26 protein-coding genes are annotated in these 24943 nt (G+C 72.1%); 17 read left to right on the top strand and 9 right to left on the bottom strand.

Going from position 1 to position 24943, the window contains the following annotated elements; all coding sequences use genetic code 11:
* Nucleotides 1-41 precede the first annotated feature (41 nt).
* The gene (locus ACWEVP_RS30535) at nt 42-593 is read left to right on the top strand and encodes a hypothetical protein (protein WP_452066015.1); all 552 of its coding nucleotides are present in this window, start codon (nt 42-44) and stop codon (nt 591-593) included.
* Between the two features lie 99 nt (nt 594-692).
* Here the strand turns inward: ACWEVP_RS30535 and ACWEVP_RS30530 are convergent, their stop codons facing one another.
* Nucleotides 693-3626, bottom strand: a complete 2934-nt coding sequence (locus ACWEVP_RS30530; protein WP_452066014.1) for a BTAD domain-containing putative transcriptional regulator — start codon at nt 3624-3626, stop codon at nt 693-695.
* Between the two features lie 131 nt (nt 3627-3757).
* On the opposite strand from ACWEVP_RS30530, the gene ACWEVP_RS30525 reads away from it, so the two are divergent.
* From ACWEVP_RS30525 to ACWEVP_RS30505, 5 genes are all read left to right on the top strand, one after another.
* Nucleotides 3758-4120 (top strand): type II toxin-antitoxin system RelE/ParE family toxin, encoded by a 363-nt coding sequence (locus ACWEVP_RS30525; RefSeq protein ID WP_452066013.1) that lies wholly within the window; start codon nt 3758-3760, stop codon nt 4118-4120.
* Nucleotides 4117-4434 carry a helix-turn-helix domain-containing protein gene (locus ACWEVP_RS30520; protein ID WP_452066012.1) on the top strand — a complete coding sequence of 106 codons (318 nt, stop codon included), beginning with the start codon at nt 4117-4119 and terminating at the stop codon, nt 4432-4434. Before ACWEVP_RS30525 ends, ACWEVP_RS30520 begins: the two co-directional genes overlap by 4 nt.
* Nucleotides 4435-4518: 84 nt before the next feature.
* Complete coding sequence (locus ACWEVP_RS30515) at nt 4519-5436, top strand: cation diffusion facilitator family transporter (RefSeq protein ID WP_452066011.1); 918 nt, start codon at nt 4519-4521, stop codon at nt 5434-5436.
* A gap of 80 nt (nt 5437-5516) precedes the next feature.
* Entirely contained in the window at nt 5517-7043 is a 1527-nt protein-coding gene (locus ACWEVP_RS30510) for an amino acid permease (RefSeq protein WP_452066010.1), read from the top strand.
* Nucleotides 7044-7318: 275 nt separating this feature from the next.
* A complete protein-coding gene (locus tag ACWEVP_RS30505) occupies nt 7319-8011 on the top strand; it encodes an LPXTG cell wall anchor domain-containing protein (RefSeq protein WP_452066009.1) in 693 nt (230 codons plus the stop codon).
* 48 nt (nt 8012-8059) lie between these two features.
* On the opposite strand, the gene ACWEVP_RS30500 is transcribed toward ACWEVP_RS30505, so the two are convergent.
* The gene (locus ACWEVP_RS30500; RefSeq protein WP_452066093.1) at nt 8060-10318 is read right to left on the bottom strand and encodes a hypothetical protein; all 2259 of its coding nucleotides are present in this window, start codon (nt 10316-10318) and stop codon (nt 8060-8062) included.
* A gap of 93 nt (nt 10319-10411) precedes the next feature.
* On the opposite strand from ACWEVP_RS30500, the gene ahcY reads away from it, so the two are divergent.
* The 5 genes from ahcY (at nt 10412) to ACWEVP_RS30475 (ending at nt 13612) form a co-directional block, all read left to right on the top strand.
* Nucleotides 10412-11884, top strand: coding sequence for an adenosylhomocysteinase (gene ahcY, locus ACWEVP_RS30495; RefSeq protein WP_452066008.1), 1473 nt, complete (start codon nt 10412-10414; stop codon nt 11882-11884).
* A gap of 110 nt (nt 11885-11994) precedes the next feature.
* Nucleotides 11995-12282 carry a FitA-like ribbon-helix-helix domain-containing protein gene (locus tag ACWEVP_RS30490; RefSeq protein ID WP_400894586.1) on the top strand — a complete coding sequence of 96 codons (288 nt, stop codon included), beginning with the start codon at nt 11995-11997 and terminating at the stop codon, nt 12280-12282.
* Nucleotides 12276-12719, top strand: a complete 444-nt coding sequence (locus ACWEVP_RS30485) for a type II toxin-antitoxin system VapC family toxin (RefSeq protein WP_452066007.1) — start codon at nt 12276-12278, stop codon at nt 12717-12719. Before ACWEVP_RS30490 ends, ACWEVP_RS30485 begins: the two co-directional genes overlap by 7 nt.
* Nucleotides 12716-13057, top strand: coding sequence for a VOC family protein (locus tag ACWEVP_RS30480; RefSeq protein ID WP_452066006.1), 342 nt, complete (start codon nt 12716-12718; stop codon nt 13055-13057). The genes ACWEVP_RS30485 and ACWEVP_RS30480 overlap by 4 nt, the downstream gene beginning before the upstream one ends.
* A 129-nt stretch (nt 13058-13186) precedes the next feature.
* A complete protein-coding gene (locus tag ACWEVP_RS30475) occupies nt 13187-13612 on the top strand; it encodes a YjdF family protein (RefSeq protein ID WP_452066005.1) in 426 nt (141 codons plus the stop codon).
* A 1-nt stretch (nt 13613) separates the two neighbouring features.
* Here the strand turns inward: ACWEVP_RS30475 and ACWEVP_RS30470 are convergent, their stop codons facing one another.
* A complete protein-coding gene (locus ACWEVP_RS30470; protein WP_003085563.1) occupies nt 13614-14612 on the bottom strand; it encodes a hypothetical protein in 999 nt (332 codons plus the stop codon).
* 247 nt (nt 14613-14859) lie between these two features.
* On the opposite strand from ACWEVP_RS30470, the gene ACWEVP_RS30465 reads away from it, so the two are divergent.
* From ACWEVP_RS30465 to ACWEVP_RS30455, 3 genes are all read left to right on the top strand, one after another.
* Nucleotides 14860-15435 carry a papain-like cysteine protease family protein gene (locus ACWEVP_RS30465; protein ID WP_452066004.1) on the top strand — a complete coding sequence of 192 codons (576 nt, stop codon included), beginning with the start codon at nt 14860-14862 and terminating at the stop codon, nt 15433-15435.
* On the top strand, nt 15432-16187 hold the full coding sequence (locus ACWEVP_RS30460; protein ID WP_452066003.1) for a hypothetical protein: 756 nt from the start codon (nt 15432-15434) through the stop codon (nt 16185-16187). The genes ACWEVP_RS30465 and ACWEVP_RS30460 overlap by 4 nt, the downstream gene beginning before the upstream one ends.
* A gap of 69 nt (nt 16188-16256) precedes the next feature.
* Nucleotides 16257-16910 (top strand): dTMP kinase, encoded by a 654-nt coding sequence (locus tag ACWEVP_RS30455; RefSeq protein ID WP_452066002.1) that lies wholly within the window; start codon nt 16257-16259, stop codon nt 16908-16910.
* Here ACWEVP_RS30455 and solA read toward each other — a convergent pair.
* The 3 genes from solA to ACWEVP_RS30440 all read right to left on the bottom strand — a co-directional run bounded on the left by solA (nt 16899) and on the right by ACWEVP_RS30440 (nt 20618).
* Entirely contained in the window at nt 16899-18029 is a 1131-nt protein-coding gene (solA, locus tag ACWEVP_RS30450) for an N-methyl-L-tryptophan oxidase (RefSeq protein ID WP_452066001.1), read from the bottom strand. The genes ACWEVP_RS30455 and solA overlap by 12 nt on opposite strands.
* Nucleotides 18026-20080 carry an FAD-dependent oxidoreductase gene (locus ACWEVP_RS30445; RefSeq protein ID WP_452066000.1) on the bottom strand — a complete coding sequence of 685 codons (2055 nt, stop codon included), beginning with the start codon at nt 20078-20080 and terminating at the stop codon, nt 18026-18028. The genes solA and ACWEVP_RS30445 overlap by 4 nt, the downstream gene beginning before the upstream one ends.
* 88 nt (nt 20081-20168) lie before the next feature.
* Nucleotides 20169-20618, bottom strand: a complete 450-nt coding sequence (locus tag ACWEVP_RS30440; protein ID WP_452065999.1) for a hypothetical protein — start codon at nt 20616-20618, stop codon at nt 20169-20171.
* 64 nt (nt 20619-20682) lie between these two features.
* Between ACWEVP_RS30440 and ACWEVP_RS30435 the strand changes: the two genes are divergently transcribed.
* Nucleotides 20683-21651 carry a helix-turn-helix transcriptional regulator gene (locus ACWEVP_RS30435; RefSeq protein ID WP_452065998.1) on the top strand — a complete coding sequence of 323 codons (969 nt, stop codon included), beginning with the start codon at nt 20683-20685 and terminating at the stop codon, nt 21649-21651.
* Here the strand turns inward: ACWEVP_RS30435 and ACWEVP_RS30430 are convergent.
* The 3 genes from ACWEVP_RS30430 to ACWEVP_RS30420 are packed head-to-tail and all read right to left on the bottom strand — an operon-like array spanning nt 21648 to nt 23611.
* A complete protein-coding gene (locus ACWEVP_RS30430) occupies nt 21648-21959 on the bottom strand; it encodes an ArsR/SmtB family transcription factor (RefSeq protein WP_452065997.1) in 312 nt (103 codons plus the stop codon). The genes ACWEVP_RS30435 and ACWEVP_RS30430 overlap by 4 nt on opposite strands.
* Nucleotides 21956-22792: a hypothetical protein gene (locus ACWEVP_RS30425; protein ID WP_452065996.1), complete on the bottom strand. Its 837-nt coding sequence runs from the start codon at nt 22790-22792 to the stop codon at nt 21956-21958. Before ACWEVP_RS30425 ends, ACWEVP_RS30430 begins: the two co-directional genes overlap by 4 nt.
* A 33-nt stretch (nt 22793-22825) precedes the next feature.
* Nucleotides 22826-23611, bottom strand: a complete 786-nt coding sequence (locus ACWEVP_RS30420; RefSeq protein ID WP_452065995.1) for an IclR family transcriptional regulator — start codon at nt 23609-23611, stop codon at nt 22826-22828.
* A gap of 165 nt (nt 23612-23776) precedes the next feature.
* Here ACWEVP_RS30420 and ACWEVP_RS30415 point away from each other — a divergent pair, with 165 nt between their 5' ends.
* Complete coding sequence (locus tag ACWEVP_RS30415) at nt 23777-24091, top strand: bifunctional 3-phenylpropionate/cinnamic acid dioxygenase ferredoxin subunit (protein ID WP_452065994.1); 315 nt, start codon at nt 23777-23779, stop codon at nt 24089-24091.
* A gap of 167 nt (nt 24092-24258) precedes the next feature.
* On the top strand, nt 24259-24936 hold the full coding sequence (mtrA, locus tag ACWEVP_RS30410) for an MtrAB system response regulator MtrA (protein WP_005150760.1): 678 nt from the start codon (nt 24259-24261) through the stop codon (nt 24934-24936).
* Nucleotides 24937-24943 lie beyond the last annotated feature (7 nt).

Raw genomic sequence — 24943 nt, 5'->3', positions numbered from 1 at the left:
TGTTACGCCCCCTCGTGTCGATTTTCGAGGAGAACGAGCTTGTGACTTCCTATCCCGATGCCGCGACCGGGCTTCCCCAGCCTGCCCCGGTCGCGGCACCGTCCCGGCCCGGAGCGCTGCTGGCGCTGGTGGGGGTGGCCGTGCTGTCGGCGCTGGCGGCGATCGTCGACGGGGTCCTGTACTTCGCCGGCGGCCGCGACCTGGCGCTCGACGTCGCGGCGGAGACGATCGCGTCGATCACCGGCGCGTCGGCGGAGTCGGTCAAGGCCGACGGCGGCGCCCTGCTGCAGGCGGCCCTGGACGAGGTGCAGAGCACGCTCCAGGTCCGCGGCGCGGTGGCGATCTTCTTCGGCGTGCTGCTCCTGGTGTGGGCGCTGCTGGCACTGCGGGCAGCGGTGTGGGTGCGGGTGCTGCTGACGCTGACCGCCCTGGCCAACGCGGGCCTGGCTCTGCGCCTGGCGACGGACGTCGAGGGCGGAACGGCGGCGATCCGGGCGGTGGCGTGGCTGGTGCTGGCGACGGGCCTGGTGGCCGTGGTGCTGTCGTGGCTGCCGGCGATCAACCGGTACGCGAAGGCCCGCAAGGGTCACTAGCCCTCTGGGGGTGACGCCGGTCGCGGGGCCCGGCGTCCGTGGGCTGGGGTGGTGCCGCGAGGGGGCGGCACCACCCCGTTTTGCGTCGGCCGGGCGCGGTCACGGGAGGGCCGGCTCGGTCAGCGCGAGCAGTGCCCGCCGCAAGGCGGCCGCGCTCGCGTCCCGGGGGTCTGCCAGGCTCTCCGCCTCCTCGGCCGCTTCCGCCGCCGCTGCCGAGTCGCCCACTGCTTCGCACGCCCGGGCGAGGACCAGCCAAGTCAACCCCGTCGCCGACCGGCCGCCCATCGCGCGGAACTCCGCCAGGCACGCCCGCAACACCGGGATCGCCTCCGGCGCGCAGCCTTCGCCGATCCAGCTCGCCGCGATCGCCCGGGTGCACGACAACTCCCGGGGGCGCTCGTCGAGGTCGCGAGCCAGCGCCCGGGCTTCCTCGAACGCCGCCGTCGCACGGGGCCGTGAGCCCGTCGCCGCCGAGATCGCGCCCAGCGTGCGCAACGACTTGGCCAACGCCGAACGCGCCACCGTGCCGCGCAGGAGCGCCACCGACTCTTCGATCGCCGTCGCCGCCTGCGCGTCGGCGCCCGTCAGCAGGGCCGACCACGCGAAGTCGTGCAATGCCATGCCGATCCGGCGCGGATCGTCCGTTTCGCGGGCCGCCGCGAGCGCCAGCTCGCCGACCCCGTGCGCGTCCGCCACCCGGCCCAGCCGCAGCAGGGCCGCCGACTCCGCCGCCCGGACCAGGTGCGCCTCCTGCTGACCGTCCACAGTGAACAGTTCGCGGGCCTCGGCGGCCGTGTGCAACGCCTCTTCGGCGCGGCCCAGCCCGATCAGGCAGTGCGCCAGGTTCGCCGCGACCCACGCGTGCGTACTCCGGTCGCCGATGGCTTCGAGCTCCTTCGCGCACGAGCGGTACGCGGACGCCGCCTCGAGGTACTGGCCGCGCGTGTGCCGCAGCAGGGCCAGGTTCGCCTCCGCGAGCACCGCCGTCGCGCGGTCTTCCGCGGCCGCCAGCACCGTTTCGTACGCCGCGCGCAGGTCCGCGTAGTGCCCGTGCAGGTACAGGTACACGCTCAGCTTGTCCAGCAGCAGCAACGCTTCCCGGGCGGGCAGCGAGCCGATCAGCCGCGCCAGGTTCGCGCGCTCGGCCGAGAACCAGTCCTCCGGACGCTCCAGCAGCCGCGACACCAGCGCGTCCGGCAACGGCTGCGGCAACGGCGAGTGGGCGACCGCCGGCATCGGCACCGTGCGCGGCAGCCGGGCCGCGGCGGCGTCGGCGAGCGCGAGGGTCGCCGCCAGCACCGTCGCCGTGCCGCCCTCGCCGGCCCGCTCCTCGGCCGCGTACAACCGGACGAGGTCGTGCATCCGGTACCGGCCCTCGCCGGTCGCGTCCGGGCCGCGCGTCTCGAGCAGGCTCGCTTCGACGAGCTCTTCGACCGCTTCGTCGGCGTCCGGGGTGCCGATCAGCGTCGTGACCGCCCACGCCGGCAGGTCGACCAGCCGGCACCGCCCCAGCAGCCGGAACGCGCGCCGCGCCGGGGGCCGCAGCCCGTCGTGGCTCAGCGCGATGCTGCTCCGGACGGCGAGGTCGCTCACGGTCAGCTCGTCGAGGCGGCGGACCTCGTCCTCCAGCCGGTCGGCCAGCTCGCCGAGCCGCAGGTGCGGGCGGATGGCCAGCCTGCTGCCCGCGATCCGCAGGGCCAGCGGCAACCGCGCGCACGCCGCGATGATCCGCCCCGCCTCCGCGCGCTCGCGGGCCACGCGCGCCCCGGCGAGGCGGTGCAGCAGCTCGGCCGCTTCGGCGTCGGACAGCGGGCCGAGCGCCAGCCGGTGCGCGCCGGCCAGCCCGCTCAGCCGCTGCCTGCTGGTGACCAGCACCGCGCAGCCCGGCGTGCCCGGCAGCAGGGCGCGGACGTGCTCGGGGTCGACGGCGTCGTCGAGCACCACCAGCACCCGCCGGTCGGCCAGCCGGCCGCGGAACACGGCCGCGCGGGCGCGGACGTCGTCCGGCACCGCCGGGCCGGGCACCCCGAGCGCACGCAGCAGGTCAGCCAGCACCTCGCCGATGTCACGCCCCAGCGGCACGTACAGCTGGCCGTCGGGGAACCGCGCCCGCAGCCGGTGCGCCGCGCGGACGGCGAGGGTGCTCTTGCCCGCGCCCGGTTCGCCGCTGAGCACGGCCACCGGGACGCCGGTGTCGCCGCCCAGCACGCCGGTCAGCTCGGCCAGCTCGGCCTCGCGGCCGGTGAAGTCCGCGATGTCCGGCGGCAGCTGGCACACCGGCCAGACCGGCGGCGGCATGCGCGGCACCGGGTCCTCCCCACGCAGGACGGCGGCGTGCACGCGGCGGGCCTCGGCACCCGGTTCGACGCCCAGCTCCTCGATCAGCGTCGTCCGCAGCCGCCGGTAGATCTCCAGCGAGTCGCCCTGCCGCCCGGCCCGGTGCAGCGCGATCATCAGCTGCGCGGCCAGCCGTTCGCGCAGCGGGTGTTCGGTGATCATGGCCTGCAGCTCGCCGGTCAGCTCGCCGTGGCGCCCCGCGGTGAGCTCGGCGTCGACGCAGTCCTCGAACACGGCGAGCCGCTCGGACTCCAGCCGCGCGACGTCGGCGTCGAGCCGCGGGACGTGCAGCCCGGCCAGCACGGGCCCGCGCCACTGCGCGAGCGCCCGCCGGTAGTGCCGCGACGCGGCGACTGCGTCTCCGGCCCGCTGCCCGTCCGCGACGGCCGCCCGGAAGACGAGCAGGTCGAGCTCGGCGGGCTCGACGCACAGCCGGTAGCCGAGCGGCCCGTGGTCGACGCGCAGGCCGTCGATCCGCTCGCGCAGCCGCGAAAGGTAGGTGTGCAGGTTGGAGGCGTAGGACTTCGGCGGCCGCTCCGGCCACAGCGCTTCGACCAGGACGTCGACGTGGACGTGCTGGTTCGCGTTGAGCAGCAGCACGGCCAGCAGCGTGCGCTGCCGGTCGCCGCGCAGCGTGATCCAGTGCCCGGGCGGCCCCTCGATGGCGAGCGGCCCGAGCACGCCGAAGTGAGCCATGTCCACCTACCCCAGTGCCGGAGCGGTCACCGTAGCGAAGGGGTCCGACAGAAACCGGTGGTTCGCCGAAGGTGACGGTCTCGCCCGGCGTTCGCCCGTTCGTGGGGTATAGTGATCGCTATACTCGGGTGATGGGTGGGCAGGATTGGGAAATCTATGTCGTCGACGAAGTCATCGAGTGGATCGGGCAACTGGATGACTCGACGCACGCTCGCGTCGTCCAAGCGATCGACGCGCTGGCGGAGGGTGGCCCTGGCCTGGGGCGACCGCTGGTCGACACGATCACCGGCTCGAAGATCCAGAACCTGAAGGAATTACGGCCGGGCACGGTTCGCATCCTGTTCGTCTTCGACCCTTGGCGGTCCAGCGTGCTGCTCGTCGCCGGCGACAAGGCAGGACAATGGAATTCCTGGTACCGAGAGGCGATCCCGTTGGCGGAAGACCGCTATGACCGCTATCTGAAGGAACGTGAAGCAGAGGAGGGGCAACCATGACGGGGTACACGCGCTGGAAGGACGTCCGCGCGGCGCATGTCGAGCGGGCCGGCGGCGAGGAAGCTGTCGAAGCGGGCAAGCAGGAGCTCCTCGCGACGGTTCAAGGGCATCGGCTCGCCGAAATCCGCCGCGGTCGGGGCCTGACCCAGCAGCAGCTGGCCGAGCGGATGGGCGTCACCAAGGGCCGCGTCTCGCAGATCGAACAGGGCAAGGTCTCCGGCCTGGAGGTCCTCGCCCGCTACGCCGTCGCTCTGGGAGGGCGGCTTCACCAGGCGATCTACTTCGACGACGGGGACATCGCCGCCATCGCCTGAGCGATTGCCCGGCCGGTGACGCCGCGGCCGGAGCGGCCCTATTAGGCTCCACCCGGACATACGGGACCAACCAGGGGAGCGGTCGTGTCAGCTGGAGGCGGAACCAAGGCGATCATCGCCGCGCTCGGGGCCAACGCCGGGATCGCGGCCGCGAAGTTCGTCGGCTTCCTCGTCACCGGGTCGTCGTCGATGCTCGCGGAGTCCGTGCACTCGCTGGCCGACACCACGAACCAGGGCCTGCTGCTGCTCGGCCAGAAGACGTCGAAGCGGGCCGCCGACAAGGAGCACCCCTTCGGCTACGGCCGGGACCGGTACTTCTACTCCTTCATCGTCGCCCTCATGCTCTTCACCCTGGGCTCGGCCTTCGCGATCTACGAAGGCATCCACAAGATCGGCCACCCCGAGCCCCTCGACTCGCCGATCGTCGCGGTGGTCATCCTGCTCGTCGCCGTGGCCCTGGAGGGTTACAGCTTCTACACCGCCGTCGGCGAGTCCAGGAAGATCAAGGGCGACGCCACCTGGTGGGGCTTCATCCGCCAGGCCAAGGAGCCGGAGCTGCCCGTCGTCCTCCTCGAGGACGCCGGCGCGCTGATCGGCCTCGTCCTGGCGCTGCTCGGCGTCGGGCTGTCCGTCGTCACCGGCAACCCGGTCTGGGACGGGATCGGCACCCTCGGCATCGGCCTGCTGCTCGGCGTGATCGCGGTCATCCTGATCGTCGAGATGAAGAGCCTGCTCATCGGCGAGGGCGCGAACGAAGGTGTCCTCGCGACGATCGTCGACGAGCTCGCCGCGGGCAAGGTCGAGCGCGTCATCCACATCCGCACCCAGTACCTCGGCCCGGACGAGCTGCTCGTCGCCGCGAAGCTGGCGATGGTGCCCGGCCTCGACACCGCCGAGCTGGCCACGGCCATCGACGACGCCGAAGCGCGCGTCCGCGCCAAGGTGCCCGTCGCGAAGCTGATCTACCTCGAGCCGGACCTCGACCGCAGTCTCGCGAAGTAGCTTCTCAACGAGCCGTCACGCGGCTGACCCGATAGGGTGACCCACTGCGATACATGCAGGCCAGCCGCAGGAGGTCAACGGTGCCCGGAACGGGATTGTGGCGCACTAAATCGATCGAACAGTCCATTAAGGACACCGACGAGCCGGATACGAAGCTCCGCCGGAACCTGAGCGCGTGGGACCTCACGGTCTTCGGCGTCGCGGTCGTCATCGGCGCCGGTATCTTCACGCTCACCGCGCGCACGGCCGGTGACTACGCCGGCCCGTCGGTCTCGCTGGCCTTCGTCTTCGCCGCGATCGCCTGCGCGCTGGCGGCGTTGTGCTACGCGGAATTCGCGTCGACCGTGCCCGTCGCGGGCAGCGCGTACACGTTCTCCTACGCCACTTTCGGCGAGTTCATGGCGTGGATCATCGGCTGGGACCTGATCCTCGAGCTCGCCGTCGGCGCGGCCGCGGTGTCCAAGGGCTGGTCGGTCTACCTCGAGACGGTGCTCGGCTACCTCTTCGGCAAGGGCACCAAGACGACGTTCGACATCGGCAGCGTCACCGTCGACTGGGGCGCGCTGCTCGTCGTGGCGATCTTGACGACGCTGCTGGCCGTCGGCACGAAACTCTCGTCGCGGGTCTCGATGGTGATCACCGGCATCAAGGTCGCCGTCGTGCTGTTCGTGATCATCCTCGGCATTTTCTACATCAAGGGCGCCAACTACTCGCCGTACATCCCGCCGGGCTCGACCGGCGGCTCGGGCGAGACCGGCGTCGACCAGTCGCTGTTCTCGCTGATCGCGGGTGGGGCGAGCAGCTCGTTCGGCGTCTTCGGCCTGCTGGCCGGCGCCTCGCTGGTGTTCTTCGCGTTCATCGGCTTCGACATCGTCGCGACCACCGCCGAGGAGACGAAGAACCCGCAGAAGGCCGTCCCGCGCGGGATCATGGGCTCGCTGGCGATCGTGACCGTGCTGTACGTCGCGGTGTCGCTGGTGGTCGTCGGCATGACGTCGTACAAGGACCTGGCCACCTCGGCGGGCGACGGCAGCCACAAGACCCTTGCCACGGCGTTCGCCGCGAACGGCGTCGACTGGGCGGCCAACATCATCTCCTTCGGCGCGCTGGCCGGCCTGACCACGGTCGTCATGGTGCTGATGCTCGGCCAGGTCCGGATCATCTACGCGATGTCGCGCGACGGCCTGATGCCGCGCGGGCTGGCCAAGACCGGCGAGCACGGCACGCCGAAGCGCGCGACGCTGATCGTCGGCGGCCTGGTCGCGCTCGCGGCGGGCTTCTTCCCGGCGGACAAGCTCGAAGAGATGGTCAACGTCGGCACGCTCTTCGCGTTCGTGCTGGTCTCGGCGGGCGTGCTGGTCCTGCGCCGGACGCGGCCCGACCTGCCCCGCGCGTTCAAGGTGCCGCTGGTGCCGCTGATCCCGATCCTGGCGATCCTCGCGTGCCTGTGGCTGATGCTGAACCTGACCGTGCTGACCTGGCTGCGGTTCGTCGCCTGGATGGTCGTCGGTGTGCTGATCTACTTCGCCTACAGCCGGCGGCACTCGCTGCTCGGGAAGCGGCAGGCCGACGGCGTCGAGGAACCCGTCAAGGCACCCGAAGCCTGACTTGCGCCGAGAAAGCCCCGCTGACCGGATCCGCAGGTCGGCGGGGCTTTTTCGCGCGATGGTACCGAAACACCCGGTCACGGCACGGTTAAGACGATCTTGCTTTTCGCACTCAAAGGGGGACCCCCCGTGATGGGCCAAGTGACGTGCGATACCTTTCGATCCTTCGCGCGCCACTGACGGGTGAATTACAGCAGCGTGATTCACACGGTCGGTGGCTTCGCGACCCCCCAGATTTCGCAAGTGCTCTCTCCCCGCCGGTACAGGAGTTCTGAATGCGCAGACGTACCTTCCGCGGCGCCGTCGCGATCATGGCGCTGACCACCGCCGCCCTCATCGGCACCGCCGGCTCCGCGCTGGCGTGCGTCCCCGGTGACGACCGTGCCGAAGGCACCGTCGGCAACGCCACCAAGTGCGAGGACATCGGCCTCCGCAAGGCCATCGACGTGAGCGACCTGCTCAAGGTCACCGGTGGCACGCAGAAGGACCAGTACCTGACCGTCAACGGCGTGCCCGAGGGCGTCACGGTCGCCGCGATCGTGGTCAAGGGCGGCAACGAGTACAACACCTACCGTCCGGGCAAGAAGGGCCTGCCGGCCACTCCGCCGTGGGAGAAGCTGCACGCCCCGATGGTCGGCAAGAACTTCCAGAACGTGCCGACCATCAGCCACTGGTTTGCCTGCGGCACCAAGACGGACACCCCGCCGACGAAGACCACCACCGCGCCGCCGACCAAGCCGACCGAGACCACGAAGCCGAGCGCTCCGGCCTCCTCGGAGACCACGGTCGCGCCGACCAGCACCACGGGTGCGGCCGTCGTGCCGGCGGGCAACGAGTCCGGCACCGGCGGTGGCCTGGCCAACACCGGGTTCGACAACATGTGGCTGGTCTGGATCGCCGGCCTGCTGATCCTCGGCGGCGGCGGCCTGCTCGCGCTGCTGAAGTTCCGCCGCAAGGCTTCCGAGTGAAGCTGAGCTAGCTCGCGGTCGAAGGCCCCTCGCTCCGGCGAGGGGCCTTCACTGTTTCGCGGGGAAGTCCCCGAAGAGCAGACCCTGCTCACCACCGGACGGCTTGCCGAGACCGGCCGCCATCGCCACGGCGTGGTCCCACTCCGCGTCGACCACGTAGTCCTGGTGCTTGAGCACGCCCGGCGCCCAGCGGTGGCGTCCGGTCGGGCCGCGCAGCGGGTCCGGCAGCCAGTGGTCGCCGCCGAGGATGAGGACGCCGTTCTCGTCGGCGCGCGCCTTCAGCGGCCCGGAGCCGCCCTCGGGCTGGAACCCGACGCCGAAGAGCTGCCGGTCGGAGACCTCGTGGCGCCACGTCGTCACGCCGCCGCCGAAGATGTCGGTGCCGCGGCACAGGGCGCGCCACCGGCCGTCGAGGTCGGCGAAGAGCGTCTCGAGCGCTTCCTGGGGGAGCAGGGCCGGGAAGGCGCGCTGGTAGCCCCACTGCAGGGGCGAGCCCGCGGTGAGGACGCCGACGCGTTCGAGGTCGCCCGCCGGCAGTTCGGCCGCGAGCCGCGCGGCGGCCATGACCGTCAGCAGGCTGCCCAGGTTGTAGCCGGAGAGCACCACCCGCGTCCCCGGTTCGGCGAGGTGCTCGCGCGCCCGCGCGGCCAGTTCCGGGACGACCTTCAGCGCGTAGCAGGGTGGCACGGTCGGGTGCGCGGCCCGCGGCCAGAAGCAGACGAGGTCGGCCAGCGCCCCGAGGTGGCGGCTGCGCTGCGGCGTCCGCGCGGCGGTGTAGACGACACGCAGCAGGCCCGCGGCCAGCGCGCCGAGCGCGACCACGCCGATCGCCGACAGCGGCCCGAACCAGCCGGGGACCAGCCCGAACCCGAACCGCAGCACCAGCAGCGCCGCACCGCCCGCGGACATCGCGCTCGCGACCGTCAACGCCAGGTGGTGCAGGTGCCGGCGTTCCCACGCCGAGCGCGCCCACGCCGCCGCGGCCTGGGCCTCCTGGCGCTCGTCGTGCTCCATCAGCTCGACGATCTCCGGGACGCCCCGCCGCAGCCGGCGAAGCGGGACAGCGACCGCGAAGCCCAGCACGCCGAGCACCGCGGCCAGCGCCAGCCCGGCGCCCCACAGGACCGTGACCAGCAGGTACGTGTCGGGCACCCGCAGCAGGCCCGCACCGGAGAGCCGCCGGACGGCTTCGGCGAGGCCCGCGCCGAACCCGCCGCCGAGCAGCCCGGCCAGCGCGAGCACCGGCGCGGCCGCCCAGCCACCCAGCCAGGGCCGCAGCCGGCGCGGCTTGTGCTCCCAGCCGGGCCGGGCCAGCAGCGCGGCGGGGAGCAGAAACAGCGCGAAGAGGACCGTGACGGCGACCAGGGCCGCGCCGAGCCCTTCGACGACGCCGTTGGTTCCCGGCAGCGGGCCGGCGCAGGGCCGCAGCCGGACCGCGGCCAGCGCGACGAGCACCACGGCCAGCCCGATCACGCCGGGCCGGGCGAACCGCCCGGTGTCGACGCCGATCGCGGCGGCCACGATCGTCGCGACGACCAGCGCCAGCGTCACGATCCAGACGACCAGGTCGAAGCCGTTCCCCGGCACCCGGAACGGCCCGCCGAGCAGCAGCAGGGCGACCGAGGTCAGCGCCGCGACGGTGTGCAGGCAGCGCAGCGCCGGCGTCTCCGGGTCGGCGCGCATCCGCAGCGGCCCGTCGGTCAGGTCGCCGTCGGCGTGCACCGCCCAGGTCGCGCTCGAGATCCGGTGCAGGACGAAGATCACGAGCAGCAGGGGCAGCACGCCGACGGCGATCCGGGCCGGCACCGAGCGAACGGCGTCGGGGACCGCGGGCAGGCAGCCCGACCCGGGCGCGAGGCACTGCGCGGCGATCAGGTCGAGCGCGATCGTCGCGAGCTGGCCCATCAGCAGCATGGTCAGCAGCAGGGCGCTGACGCGCAGGAGGCCGCGGCACACGGCGCCGAGCCCGCGCGCGAGGCGGCGGCCCGGCGGGGCCGGCGGCAGCATCCAGAACGCGACGTTGGCCAGGGAGAACGGGAACAGCAGCGCCCAGGTGGCCTTCGCGGCACCCCCGGACGTCATGCCGCTCCAGAGGTAGCCTTCGAGGGTCCGCGGGATCGACCGGCCCAGCGCCGGCAGCACGGGCCCGGGCGCCGGCCGCCGCAGCCGGTCCGCCGGGCGGATCACGCGGCCCAGCCCGTCGCCGGCGACGTCGACGGTCGAAACCGCGTCGAGCAGCGTCTCGCCGCTGGTGCCGACCAGCCCGGCGACACGGATTTCGACGACGCGGGTGTCCGGGCCGGGCATGGGCACGGTGCAGGCCTCCTACGTGATCCTAGGGAAGGTCGAGCGGACAACGGTAGTGTTCGGACGTCATCGAGTCTTGGAGGAATCGCCACTATGACCCCCGAAAGCGTTGCCAAGCGGCACCAGACCTCGGGCGGCATCGAGTTCGCTGTCGCCGACCTCGAGGCCGCCGAGTTCGGCCGCAAGGAGATCCGCCTCGCCGAGCACGAGATGCCCGGACTGATGGCGCTGCGGCGCGAATACGCGGAGGTCTACCCGCTGCGCGGCGCGCGAGTCTCGGGCTCGCTGCACATGACCGTGCAGACGGCCGTCCTGATCGAGACGCTGGTCGCGCTGGGTGCCGAGGTGCGCTGGGCGTCCTGCAACATCTTCTCGACGCAGGACCACGCGGCGGCCGCGGTCGTCGTCGGCCCGCACGGCACGCCCGAGGAGCCCAAGGGCGTCCCGGTCTTCGCGTGGAAGGGCGAGTCGCTCGAGGAGTACTGGTGGTGCACCGAGCGGATGCTCACCTGGGACGGCGAGGGTCCCAACATGATCCTCGACGACGGCGGCGACGCCACCATGCTGGTCCACAAGGGGACCGAGTTCGAGAAGTCGGGCGTCGTGCCGACCCCGGACGAGAACACCTCGGACGAGTTCAAGGTGTTCCTCGAGCTGCTGCGCGACTCGGTGGCGGCCGACAAGGACAAGTGGACGAAGATCGGCGCGGGCATCCGCGGCGTCACCGAGGAGACGACGACCGGCGTCCTGCGGCTCTACCAGCTCGCCGCGGCCGGTGAGCTGCTGTTCCCGGCGATCAACGTCAACGACGCGGTGACGAAGTCGAAGTTCGACAACCGCTACGGCATCCGCCACAGCCTGATCGACGGCATCAACCGCGGCACCGACGTCCTGATCGGCGGCAAGGTCGCGGTGGTCTGCGGTTACGGCGACGTCGGCAAGGGCGCGGCGGAGTCCCTGCGCGGCCAGGGCGCGCGCGTGATCGTGACGGAGATCGACCCGATCTGCGCGCTGCAGGCGGCGATGGACGGCTACCAGGTCCGCACGCTGGAGAACGCGCTGCCGGAGGCCGACATCGTCATCACGACGACCGGCAACAAGGACGTCGTGCTGGTCGAGCACATGGCGAAGATGAAGCACCAGGCGATCCTGGGCAACATCGGCCACTTCGACAACGAGCTCGACATGGCGGGCTTGGCGCGGTACCCGGGCATCCGCAGGGTGAACATCAAGCCGCAGGTCGACGAGTGGGTGTTCCCGAACGGCAACACGATCATCGTGCTGTCGGAGGGCCGGCTGCTGAACCTGGGCAACGCGACCGGGCACCCGTCCTTCGTGATGTCGAACAGCTTCTCGAACCAGGTGATCGCGCAGATCGAGCTGTTCACCAAGCACGAGGAGTACGACAAGGAGGTCTTCCGGCTGCCCAAGAAGCTGGACGAGAAGGTCGCGAAGATCCACCTCCAGGCTCTTGGTGGCGAGCTGACGAAGCTGACCAAGGAGCAGGCCGAGTACATCGATGTGGATGTCGAAGGGCCGTTCAAGCCGGAGCACTACCGGTACTGAGGTTCTCGCGTTTTAGCTGGTCAGGGCCGCCCCGAAAGTGTTCGGGGCGGCCCTTTGTTCTGCGCTCCGCACAGTGATAGCACGAATGGGTGACGTACTATCATGGAGTGGTGAAGCAGTTGATCACGAGGATCGACGACGAGCTGCACGCCCGGCTGAAGGCCCGAGCCGAAGCCGAAGGACGCAGCATGAACGACCTGGTCACGGAAGCGTTGAGGGGCGTTGTGGCAAAGACCGAAACCGCACTCGAGCGGAGAGACCGCCTGGTGGCGGAAGGCAAGCTGATCACTTTCGAGCCGGAGGGCGAAGCGCCGGGGCACGACGTGCTGGAAGAACGCTCGCGTGGCTGGGGGACTGCTGTCAGCGAGGCGCTCGACTGGACCCGAGGTGAATGGTGACCGTCTTCTACGCCGACACGAGTGCCGTGGTCGGGGCCTACCTCGCCGACGAGGCCGACCACGCCGAACTGCGAAAGCTCTTGATCGACGGCGGGCACCTCGTGCTTACCAGCGAACTGACCCGGCTCGAGTGCGCCAGCGCGTTCACCGCGGCCAAACGAACCGGGCGGATTCCCGATGCCCGCGAGTTCCTGGCCCAGTTCGACCGGGACTCGCGGACGATCCTGGGAGTGATCCCGTTTGCCCCGCAACGGATCTTCGCGGCGGCCCGGAGGCTGGTCACCGAGAACTACCCGGTGCGCACCCTGGACGCGATCCACATCGCCGTCGCCATGCACGACACGGCCGAAATCGCCGGCGGCGAGCCGATCACCTTCGTCACCCGCGACGAGCGGCAGGCCGACGCCGCCAAGGCCAACGGGTTCGAGGTGCTGTGAGCGTCGACCTCTTCGCCGGGATCGCCGTCCGCGACTACGCGGGTGCGCTCGCTTGGTACGAACGCCTCTTCGGCGCCCCGCCCACCTACGTCATCAGCGAGACCGAAGCCCTCTGGCAAGTCACCCCGCACGGCTCGGTCGTCGTCGAGCTGCGACCCGACCGGGCCGGCCGCGCCTTCCACACCCTCTTCGTCGACGACCTCGACGAACGCGTCGAAGGGATCGCCGCCCGCGGCATCGAACCCGCCGACCGCGAAACCTACGGCAACGGTGTGCGCAAGATCATCTACCGCGATCCCGAGGGAAACGAACTCGGCATCGGCGGCGGACCCGCGTAACCTCGAACACGTTCTTGGCTTCACGAACCTCACGGCCCGGTGGGTAGTCCGGGCGGTCCGCAAGGGCTCGTTGTCCCGGCAAGGGAAACCGGTGGCGCCAGGCTGATCCGTCACGCCTGGAGGTTCCCGATGCACGGGGTGTTCACGCTGTACCACGACGGCCGGTTCTGGGTCGGCGTCTACGAAATCCACGAAGACGGCCTGGTCCGGGCCGCGCGGCACGTCTTCGGTGCCGAGCCGAACAACGCCGAACTCGCCGCTTTCGCCGCGGGGCGCGACTTCGTGCGGCTCGCCGACGAAGCGCGCGACGCACCGCCGGTGCCGGCGGGGCAGCGGCCGACGGCGCGGCTCAACGCCAAGCGCCTCGCGAAGCTGGCCAAGACAGACCAGGCGGACGAGGGCATCGGCACGGCCGCGCAACGCGCCCTGCGCGAGTCCGTCGCCGAGCGCGTGGCCGAGAACAAGGCGGCGCGCAAACGCCGGGCCGCAGCCGAAGCGACCCGGCGGCGGACCCTGGCGAAAGCCAAGTCACGCGCCAGGCACCGCGGGCGTTAGCTCAGTTCCACTCGACGGCGACGCCGGCCAGACCCGGGCCAGCGTCGCTGAAGAACGCGCTGCTCACGCCGCCCATGTCGCACGCCAGCTCCTCCGCCACCACCGGCAGGGCGTCGTCGCGCGCCCGGACCTGGCGCGTGCACCGCGCCGGCAGCGCGTTGCGGTCGAACCGCAGCTGGACCAGGTAGCTCGCGCACCGGTCGCGCAGCATCCGGTAGTACCCCGGCGACGCCGACCCGGAGTCGTCGCGGACCTCGAAGCAGAACACGTGGATGTCGCCCTCGGCGAGCTTGCGGTCGAACAGCAGCTCGGTCGCCATCGTGTCCGCGTCCGGGTTGCGGCGCATCCGCCCCACCCGGCAACCCTCGTCGGTGATCAGCTCGACGTCGTCGATGCGGCACCCCGGATCGCCGTTGTACACCGTGAGGTACCGGTCGGGCCCGTGCCGGCGCGCCCGCGTCACCAGCCGCGTGCGAAGGCTGACTTGGCGGTGTTCCGCGTCGAACGTGATCGTGTCGTGCACCGACAGCAGCTCGAGGTCGGCGTTGTAGTGGTTCGACGACGGGTACGCGCCGAGCTCGGCCAGCAGGTCCTCGACGATCGACCCCATGTCACCGGAACGCAGGTCGTGGAACGACGCCGCCGGCTGGTGGCCGCGGCGGACCAGTCGCGGTCCGATCAGCACGACCAGCGCGTCCGCGGGCAGCTGGAGGACCGATTCCAGGGCCCGGACCGCCGGGAGCGCCTTCGGCACCTCGGGCTGGCGCAGCCCGCGCTGCCAGTAACTCAGCGTGGACTGTCCGATTTGGACCCCGCGCAGCGCGAGGTGCGCGCGCAGCCGCGCGAGCGAGAGGCCGCGGTAGGCGATCGCCAATCTCAGCGCGTGGTGGAACTCGCCGGTGCGGAGCGCCTCGGTCAGCTCTTTCGGCAGCTCGGCGACCGATGCCCGGGTCGTGCGGGCGCCATCGATGATCAGTGGGAGGTTCCCGTCTTGTGCCACCGCTCGTCCCTTCACCCGACCAGTGTGTGCGCTGGGCGTGAACACCGCGGAACGTTCACGTTAGCAGCGTAGAGTGCCCCCGCCGACCCCCGTTCAGGGTGGTTGGCCTCGTTATGGTGACTGTTCCGCGTTCCGGCTGTGCCCCGGAACGGTCCGTTCCGCCGGATGGCGTTCTTGCTCCTTGTGACCGCGTTGTTCACCGTTGTGACCACCGCTGGTTCGCCCACGTTCGAGCAGGAGGCCGTCCGTGCTGGTGAAGTCGAGTCGGGTGCACGCCGCACTGGCCGTGAGCCTGATGTTGTGCCTGGTCGCGCCGGTCACCGCCGGAGCCGCGCCCGGAGTGCCGTCGACCTACCGGACCCAGGTGACCATCCAGGCCCAGCAGCGGACCCAGTGGTGCTGGGCCGCCGCCGGCGCCGCCATCGCGGCCGCCAACGGCGTCGCCGTCGACCAGACGCGGTTCTGTCAGCTTGCTCACGGTGAGACCGGGCAAGCCTGCGCGAACCTGCCCGGCACCCTCGCCGGCCCGCGGCGCGCCTTCGCCGCGCTCGGGTTCGCCTCGCCCGGTCGCTACCTCGACCACCGCATCCCCTACACCGACGTCCGGACGCAGACCGCGGCGAACCGCCCGGTCGAGACCCGCGTCGGCTACCGCTCGGGCGGCGGTCACGCGCACGTCCTCTACGGCTACGACACCCGCGGGAACTGGGTGTTCTGGGGTGATCCGGGGCCGGCCAAGCGCTACAACTGGTCGACCTACGGCTACTACACCCACAACTCGTCGTTCACCTGGACGCACACGCTCACCGGGATCGCCCGATGAGCAGGCGAGGACTGGCGCTCGCCGTGCTGACCGGCGCGGCGCTGCTGATGACGGCTCCGGTGTCAGGCGCGGCCCAGGCCGCCGGCATCAGCAGCGCCGACGCCGTGGCCGCGCACACCGCGACCACCGGTCTCCAGGACACCCTCGTGCGGTTCTTCGCGCAGGCACCGGACGCGAAGGGCCCGGTGACCGTCGAGATCGCCCCGGACGCGTACCCGGTCTACGAGCTCTCGCCGGACTTCGTCGCGGGCAAGCCGGGCGCGGCGCCGGGTGACTTCGCCTACTTCGCCGTTCCCGTCCGCGCCTCCGACGGCCGGACCGCGACGCTCTGGTCGGTCCGCGGCGACGACGGTGCCTGGCAGGTGGGCAACATCGCCTCGGGCGACGTCGAGGGCGGCTACGCCCGCGCGCTGCCCGCGGGCGCGCAGCTGCTGCACGAGCCGCAGGTCGACGCCTGGTACGCCGTGCGCGACGGCCGGCTCACGTCGTTGTCGGAGCCGAAGACCGTCACCGTCGCCGACTACCAGCGCACGGTCTCGCAGCGGTACGCCGACAAGCTCCCCGGCTCGGACTACGCCCGTGAAGGCGAGGCCGGCGGCTACGACGCGACGTCGCAGGTGATGCCCCGCGGCGACGGCGGCCCGGCCCCCTCCGGCCACGACACCGGCTGGGTGCCGCTGCTGATCCTGGTCGGCGTCCTGGCGGTCAGCGGCCTCGGCTACGTGCTGCACCTGCGGCGGATCTCCGCCTGAAGACGAACCGGCGGGCTCGGCGTCGATCCCTTCCACCGAGCCCGCCGGTCCACCAACGGCACCGTTACTGTGGCGTCCGTGGGTCGACTGGTGGTCATCGAAGGGCTCGACGGCGCGGGCAAGCGCACGCTCGCCGACGGGTTGACGGCGCAGCTGCGCGCGAAGGGCGCGAGCGTCGCGTCGCTGGCGTTCCCGCGCTACGGCAAGAGCGTGCACGCGGACCTCGTCAAGGAGGCGCTGCACCGCGGGCACGGCGACCTCGCGGACTCGGTGTACGGCATGGCCGTGCTGTACGCGCTCGACCGCAGCGGCGCGGCGGACGACATCCGCGCGCTGCGGGACGCGCACGACGTCGTCCTGCTCGACCGCTATGTCGCGTCCAACGCGGCGTACGCGGCCGCGCGGCTGCGGCAGGACGCGGCCGGCGAAGTCGTGAAGTGGGTGTGGGAGCTGGAGGTCGACCGCTTCGGCCTGCCGCGCCCGGACGCGCACCTGCTGCTGCGGGTCGCTCCCGCGGTGGCGGCCGAGCGGGCCGAGCGCCGCGCGGAAGCGGAGACCGACCGCGAGCGCGACGCCTTCGAGACCGACGACGGCCTGCAGCGGCGGTGTGCGGCGGTGTACGACGAGCTGGCGGCGTCGGGCTGGCTGGCGCCGTGGCACGTTCTCGACGGCGTCGCGGGCGTCGACCTGGAAGCCCTCGCGACGACGCTGCTAGGGCAGTAGCCGGGCCGGGTCGAAGCGGGCGATCGGGTACGCCGTCGCGCCGTCGGCCACCAGGTCCGCGACGATCTCGCCGATCACCGGGGCGAACTTGAAGCCGTGGCCGGAGAACCCGCACGCCAGCACCACGCGCTCCTCGTCCGGGTGCGGTGCCACGACGAAGCTCTCGTCGGCGGTGTCGGTGTACATGCAGGTCGCCGCGCGCAGGAACGCGCCCGGCAGCGTCGGCAGGTGGTGCTTCACGGCGGACGCGATCTCGTGGACCTCGTCGGCGGACACCGTCCGGTCGATGCCGTCCGGGGTGCACTCGCCGCCGCCGGTGTGGAACGCGACCTTCACGCCGTCCGCGGGCGCGTTGTGCGCGGGGAAGCCGTAGAACGTGTAGCCGTCGCTTTCCCAGAGGTACACGGGATGCCGCCGGAACGGTTCGACCCCGCCCGAAGGCGCGAACCAGAACTGCACCTTCCGCCGCACGGTGAACTCGACGCCGAAGCCGCGCAGCAGCTCGCCCGCCCACGCGCCGGGGCACAGCACGAGCCGGCCGGCGGTGTAGTAGCTGTGCGACGTCCCGACGCGCACGCCGCCGGCCGTCGCGCTCCAGGTGAACACCTTCTCCTCGTGGTGCAGCTCGGCGCCGGACCGCGCGGCGAGCTGCAGGTGGGCGGCGACGCTGCCTTCGGGCGACACCAGCCCGGCGCCCGGCTCGTACAACGCGACTTCCTCCGGCGAGGGAGTCATCGTGGGGAACCGGCGCCGGATCTCCGCGGCGTCGAGCAGCTCGTGCGGGATGCCGAAGGCGCGCGCCGACGCGAGGCTGCCGGTGATCGTCCGCGAACCGGCCGCGCCGACCATGACCCCGCCGCAGCGGGTGAACAGCCGCCGTCCGCTGTCGCGCTCGAGACCGTCCCACAGCTCGTGCGCGCGCAGCAGGAGCGGCACGTACTCGGGTCCCTCGAGGTACGCCTGGCGGGTGATCCGCGAACCGCCGTGGCTCGACCCGCGGTTGTGCACCGGCGCGAACTGGTCGATGCCCAGCACCCGCCGGCCGCGCTGCGCCAGCCGGTAGGCCGCGGCGCTGCCCATCCCGCCGAGGCCGAGCACGATCACGTCGTAGTGCGTCATCCGGCCCTCCCGGGCACGCGCGTGCCGAAGTGCTCAACCTCTACCGGTGTCCCGGGGCGGCTGTGCTCCAACGGGAGCCAGGCGAACGCGAAGGCCCGGCCCGTGGTGTGGCCGTAGCCCGCGCTGGTGACGTACCCGGCCGGACGGCCCTCGACGAAGACCGGTTCCTTGCCCTCCACGACGGCATCGGTCGTCAGCCGGGTCAGCCGCCGGCTCACGGTCGCCGCGGAGCGTCCCGCCAGCGCGTCGCGGCCGACGAAGTAGCCCTTGTCCATGCGGACGGCGGCCCCGAGCCCGGCCTCGTAGGGGTCGTGCTCGGTGGTGAAGTCGACGCCGGCGACCGGGGTTCCGGCCTCCAGCCGCAGGCTGGCCAGCGCTTGCTGACCCGCGACGGCGATGTCCCGTTCACGCAGGGTGTCCCAGAGGCGCCGGCCCAGGTCCGCCGTCGTGTGCAGCTCCCAGCCGGGCTCGTCCGCAGTGGACAGTCGCAACGCGACCACCGGGACGTCCCCGACGCAGGTCTCTTCGGCCGATGAGTCCGTTGTGGACAGTTCGGGCAGGACGGTGCCGGCAGCCGGGCCCCACACACCGACGCAGCACGTGCCGGATGTGGTCTCGTGGAGCTGCACCGTGCCGTCGCCGGGCAGGTGCCGCCGCAGCCAGGCGAAGTCGAGCCGCCCGCCCGCGCTGACGTGGAACCGCTCGGGACCCAGCCGGGCCACGACCAGCTGTCCACGCACCCCGCCGTCCTCGCCGAGCAGCAAAGTGGACACCGCCGTGCTAGGTTCCGCCGGATCACCGGTCGTCATCGCGCGCAGGAAGGGCAGTGCGCCGGGTCCGGTGACCGCCAGCCGCGGCACGGACGTCAGGTCGAACATCGCGACGCGCTCGCGGGCCGCGTGCGCCTCCGCCGCGGCGTCGGACCGGTACCGCTCCGGCCGTCCCCAGCCGTCCGCCGGAGCGAAGTGCGCGCCCAGCGCGACTTGCCGTTCGTGGAAGGGACTCGTCCGCACCGGCTCCGCGGTGAACCGGGCCGACGGCGCGAACCGGGCGAGGTCGCAGCCGTGCAGGGCCAGCGTCGGCTGCCCGTCGACGAGCCAGCGCGCCAGTTCGCGCGCGACGCCCGCCGAGTGTTCGGGCCGGACCTCTTCGACCACCCAGAAGCCGTCGAGGTCCGGGTGCTCGCCGAGCAGCGGCTGCCCGTCCGGGGTGCCGGGCAGCACCACCGTCGCCGTGGTTTCGACCTCGGCGCCGCGGAGGGCGGGGAGCGGCCCGGCCGCCGCGGTCACGCCGAAACCGAGCCGGTCGACGTGCTCGCGGACGTACATCCCGGAGTCGAGGTGGCGCAGCACGGGCTTGCCCGCCTGCACGTGTTCGTCGTTGTCCCCGGCCAGTTCCGGCAGCGGTGCCGTGATCGCGTACTCGTGGGTCCGCGCCACGCGCGGCACGGTCAAGCCGGCGAGGAGTCCCGCGCCGCACGACACGACGACGTCGGCGCGGTACCGCCCGGCCGCGGTGACGACGCCGGTCACTCGCCCGCCCGATCGGTCGACCGCCACGACGTCCTCGGTGGCGAACCGGGCGCCCCGGGCCTTCGCCCGCCGGGCCTGGGCTTCGGCCGCACGCCGGGCGTGCAGCAGGCCGTCGCCGGGAACGTGCAGCCCGCCCAGCACCCGGGTTTCGTCGAGGAGCGGGTGCAGGTCGGCGCACTCGCGGGGCGTGCGCGGGTAAGCGCGCACGCCCCACGACGTCGCCCAGCCGCGGCGCTGCTTCAGCTCTTCGAGCCGCTCGGGCGTGGTCGCCACTTCGAGGCTGCCCACCGGGTTGAAGCACCACCGGCCGTCGAGGCCGGCGTACTTCTCGACGGTGTACTTCGCGAACTCCGTCAGCGTGCGGTCGGCGTCGACCCGGAACACCAGCCCGGGGTCGTCGGCCACCTCGCCGCCGCCCAGCACGGTGACGTCGGTCCAGCCGCGCTCGGTCAGCTCGTCGGCCAGCGCGCAGCCGAGCAGGCCGGCGCCGACGACGACCACCCGGGGCCGTCCTGCCATCGCGTTCCCTCCGGGCGACGAAGTTGCGTCTTCGGCAACAACGTGCGTGATGCGAGACGCGGTGTCAAGCGCCCGAAAAGGTGCCCGCTCAGGCGCGGGCGAACTCCATGACCCAGTTGGCTTCCCAGGTCCGGCCGCCGTCCGCGGAGAACTCCTGCTCCCAGCGCGGCGTGGCCGTCTCGATGCCGGTCCACGCGTAGTGCACCTTGATCGGCGCGCCTTCGTGGGTGTCGTCGCCGTAGAAGTCGCCGCGGCCGCCGTCGAAGGCGCCGACGACCGGCGGCTGGAGCACCCCGGTGCGGCTGTTGGCCCAGTACAGCGACCACTCCTTGCGCTCGACGTCGAAGAGGCGGAGGGTGCAGCCGCGGCTGCCGAGGGTCGGGAAGACGATCTCGTCCACGTTGCCGCCGCCCTCGAACAGCGACCAGCAGGTCGAGGTGCCGGGGAAGACGTCCCAGTCGTCACCGCCGGCGAGCGGCTTGGCGAGCCGGCGGTTCGTCACGGTCCAGGAGCCGATGAAGAAGTCGAAGTCGTTCATGACGGCGATCCTGGGCCGCCGCCACTGACACCTTTTGTCAGTGGTGACTGGCAGACTTCGCCGGGTGCGCGCGAGCCGGCTGGTGTCCCTGCTCCTGCTGCTGCAGAACCGCGGGCGGATGAGCGCGGCGAAGCTGGCGGCCGAGCTGGGCGTGACCGCGCGGACGGTGTACCGGGACGTCGAAGCGCTCGCCGCGGCGGGCGTGCCGATCTACGCCGAGACCGGTCCGGACGGCGGGTACCAGCTGATGGACGGCTACCGGACCCGGCTGACCGGGCTGACCGCGGGGGAGGCCGGCTCGCTGTTCCTCACCGGCCTGCCGCAGCCGGCCGCCGAACTGGGCCTCGGCGCGCAGGTGGCCGCGGCCGAGCTGAAGCTGATGGCGGCGCTGCCGACGCCGTACCGCGACGCGTCGGCGCGCATCCGGCAGCGCTTCCACCTCGACGCGCCCGGCTGGTACCGCGAGGCCGACCCGGTGCCGCAGCTGCTCGCGGCCGCCGAAGCGCTGTGGCGGGACCAGGTCGTCGAAGTCTCCTACCGCCGCTGGTCGCCGGCGCCGGGAGTGGTGACACGGCGGCTGCACCCGCTCGGCCTGGTGCTGAAGGCGGGCGTCTGGTACCTCGTCGCCGGGCCGCGGGTGCGCACCTACCGCGTCGGGAACGTCGGGGAACTGCGGCCGCTCGACGAGCACTTCACCCGGCCCGACGGGTTCGACCTGGCGGAATTCTGGCGCGCCAACGTCGAAAGCTACGAAGGGGGTGAGGCCGGCGAGACCGCCGTCGTGCGGCTCTCGCCGGCGGGAATCGAGGCCCTGCCGGACATCCTGGGCCCGCGAGCCGCCCGGCTGGTCGCGCGCACGCTCGAACCGGCGGACGCCGACGGGTGGCAGCGCGCTCGCGTGCCGCTGGAGAGCGTGCCCCACGCGGCCGCCGGACTGCTGCGCCTCGGCGCGGACGCGCAGGTGCTGGAGCCGGCGGAACTGGTGGCGCACATGGGAAAGACCATCCGGGCGATGGCGCGGCTGTACCCCTAGGCGTGCGGCTCCGCCTGGCACCTGCGCACTTCGCCGACGAGGTCGTCGAGAGCGTCGAGCGCGGCGGTGGGGACGTCGAGGCGGTAGACCCGCTGCGCGCCCGCCCGGTTGACCGCCAGCAGGTGCGCGTCCAGCAGGATCCGCAGGTGGCGCGACACTGTGGACTGCGGGAGCCCGAGTGCCGACTGGAGCTCGCCGACCGTCGCGACGCCGTCGCGTTCGAGGAGCGCGCCGATGATCTGCACCCGCGTCTCCTCGCCGAGCGCCCGCATGACCGGCAACGCGGTCGTGAGCGCGTCGTGGATCATCCGGCCACCGCCGAGGGAAGCAGCGCTTCGAGTTCGTGCACCGGAAGAGTGTGCCGTCGGCCCAGTTCGATCCAGTCGTGCAGCATGCGGGCAGTCTGCGCGCTGTGTCCGCCGAAGTGGCTTCGCAGGTACTCCGGCACGTCGAAAGGCGCGAGGCGCGGCAACACCGTCAGCGCGGCACGGACAGCGGCCGGGCGGACGGCTTTCGGCCGCCGGACCCCGAACTCCGCCGCGACCGCGGCGCGGGCCTGGCTCGCGGCAGTCGCCAGCGGCCGCGAAGCCCGGCGAGCCGCCGCGAGGTCGAAGCCCGCGGCCTGGAGCCCGGCCACCACCGGCATCATGCCCGCGGCGGAGATCAGTGGTGCGGCCGAAGACGCGCTGCGCGACCGGGCGAACAAGGAGCCCAGGGAAGCGGGACCGGTGGTCGTGACCCGGAACCGGCCCGGCTGCCACCACCAGTCCTCCGCGGCGACGAACTCGGGCACCACCAGGCCCCACGGCCGCGCACCCGCCAGCTCACGCAGCCGCGCCACCTCCGACGGCACCTGCGTGACCGCGGCGACGACCGCGCCGGACCCGCCGAGCAGCCGGGCCACCGCGGGTTCGGCGGGCGACGCCGTGCTGACGACGACGTCCCAGTCCTGGGCCGGGCCGTCGACCGGAGCCACGCCGACCCGGCGCTCGACGCGCCCGCCCCGACGCAGCCGGCGGGTCGTGACTAGCAGGGAATCCGCTCCCGGCTCGCGCACCGCGAGCGTCACCTGATGGGCCGGTGCCATCGACGTCACCAGCACCCTGGCCACCGGGCCGCGCCCGATCACGAGAACACGCATGCCCACAACATATCCGGATATCCGGATGTTCGGCTAGTCCCGGAAGTAGCCCAGCTGCGCGGAAAGCTCGTCCGCCGCCTCGGTCATCGGCCGCACGATCTGCTTCACCCGCTGCTTCGAAAGCCGGTACGACGGACCGGACGCGCTCATCGCCGCGACGACGTCGCCGCCCGGGCCGTGGATCGGCACGGCGACCGCGTGCATGCCGAGCTCGAGTTCCTCGTAGCAGGCCGCGAAACCGTCCTCGAGCACCCGGTCCAGCTCGGTCATCAGCTCGTCCGGCTCGACCGTCGTGCGCGGGGTGTACTGCTCGAGCTTCCGCTTCAGCACCCGCTTGCGCTCGGTTTCGGCCATGTACGCCAGCAGGATCTTGCCGCTGGAGGTCGCGTGCAGCGGCGTGCGCTGGCCGGTCCAGTTCTGCGTCGTGATCGCCGCCGAGCCGCGGGCCTGGCTGATGTTGATCGCGACCCCGTCGTCGGCGATGGCGATGTTCACCGTCTCGCCCAGCTCCTCGGCGAGCGACTGGCAGCTGGCGCGGCCCAGCTTGGCGAGGTCCATCCGGCCGGTCGCGGCGCCGGCCAGCCGCACGATCCCGAACCCGATCGCGTACTTCCCGCGTTCGCCCAGCTGCTCGACCAGGCCTCTCGCCTCCAGGACGCTGAGCAGCCGCGACGCCGTCGACTTGTGGACGCCCAGCTCGCCCGCGATCTCGGTGATGCCGGTTTCGCCGTTGCGGGCGAGCAGTTCCAGCACGCTGATCGCCCGGTCGACCGACTGCACCTGGCTTTGAGTTGCGTTGCCCGAGTCCTGGTTCCGCATAGCGCAACAGTATCCGTTTCGCGCCGTTCCTATCGGCTGAGTGGGCGAATCTCTTGACGTGGGCGCCACCCGAGCCGGATTGTTGCGCAGGAAGCGCAGTGTCGCGCCATGCGCAACTTTTACGAACCGTCCCGGCACCCCGTCAGTTGTTCTCCGGAGGCCTCGATGATCCGAGCGTGCGCCGTCGCCGATCTGCCCGTGGGGGAAGCCGTGCGGCTCGACGGCCCGGTCCCGGTCGCGGTGTTCCACACCGAAGCCGGCTTCTTCGCCATCGACGACACGTGCACCCACCAGGACGCCTCGCTCGCCGACGGCTGGGTCGAAGGCTGCTTCGTCGAGTGCCCGCTGCACGCCGCGCAGTTCGACCTGCGCACCGGCGCGCCCACCTGCCTGCCGGCCAAGGAGCCGGTGCGCACCTACCGCGTCGTCGTCGACGGCGGCGTGGTCCACGTCGACGTGCCCGTGCCGGCCGTCCCCTGACCCTTCATCGCAGGTCCGCGGAGGTCGCGCCGGGGTTCCGGGGCGGCCTCCGCGGACCGTCCAGGGGCACCCGGATGGAGCAGGCACCCGCGGCGATCTTGATCTTTCTGGTGGTCAAACACGCGGGTCGTGCGTGCGGGCGCCGGAACTAGTGCGAATATGTGGACATGAAGGCACGTGTTCTCGTGGTCGACGACGACCCCGCACTCGCGGAGATGCTCACCATCGTGCTCCGCGGGGAGGGGTTCGACACGGCCGTGGTCGCCGACGGTTCCCGCGCGCTGCCCGCGCTGCGCGAGCTGAAGCCCGACCTCGTCCTGCTCGACCTGATGCTGCCCGGGATGAACGGGATCGACGTCTGCAAGGCGATCCGCGCCGAGTCCGGGGTGCCGATCGTCATGCTGACCGCCAAGAGCGACACCGTCGACATCGTGCTCGGCCTGGAGTCCGGCGCCGACGACTACGTCGTGAAGCCGTTCAAGCCGAAGGAGCTGGTCGCCCGGGTCCGCGCCCGGATGCGCCGCACCGAGGCCGAGCCCGCGGAGTCGCTCACCATCGGCGACCTGGCGATCGACGTGCCGGGCCACGAGGTCACGCGCGAGGGCAAGGCCATCCCGCTGACCCCGCTGGAGTTCGACCTGCTGGTCGCGCTGGCCCGCAAGCCGCGCCAGGTGTTCACCCGCGAAGTGCTGCTCGAGCAGGTGTGGGGCTACCGGCACGCGGCCGACACCCGGCTGGTCAACGTGCACGTCCAGCGCCTGCGTTCCAAGGTGGAGAAGGACCCGGAGCACCCCGAGGTGGTGTTGACCGTTCGCGGTGTCGGGTACAAGGCCGGCCCGCCGTGATGAGTCG

It is taken from the genome of Amycolatopsis sp. NPDC003865 (assembly GCF_053605345.1).
The sequence above is the reverse complement of the archived record's forward strand: the minus strand, read 5'-3'. Positions and strand labels throughout refer to the sequence as shown.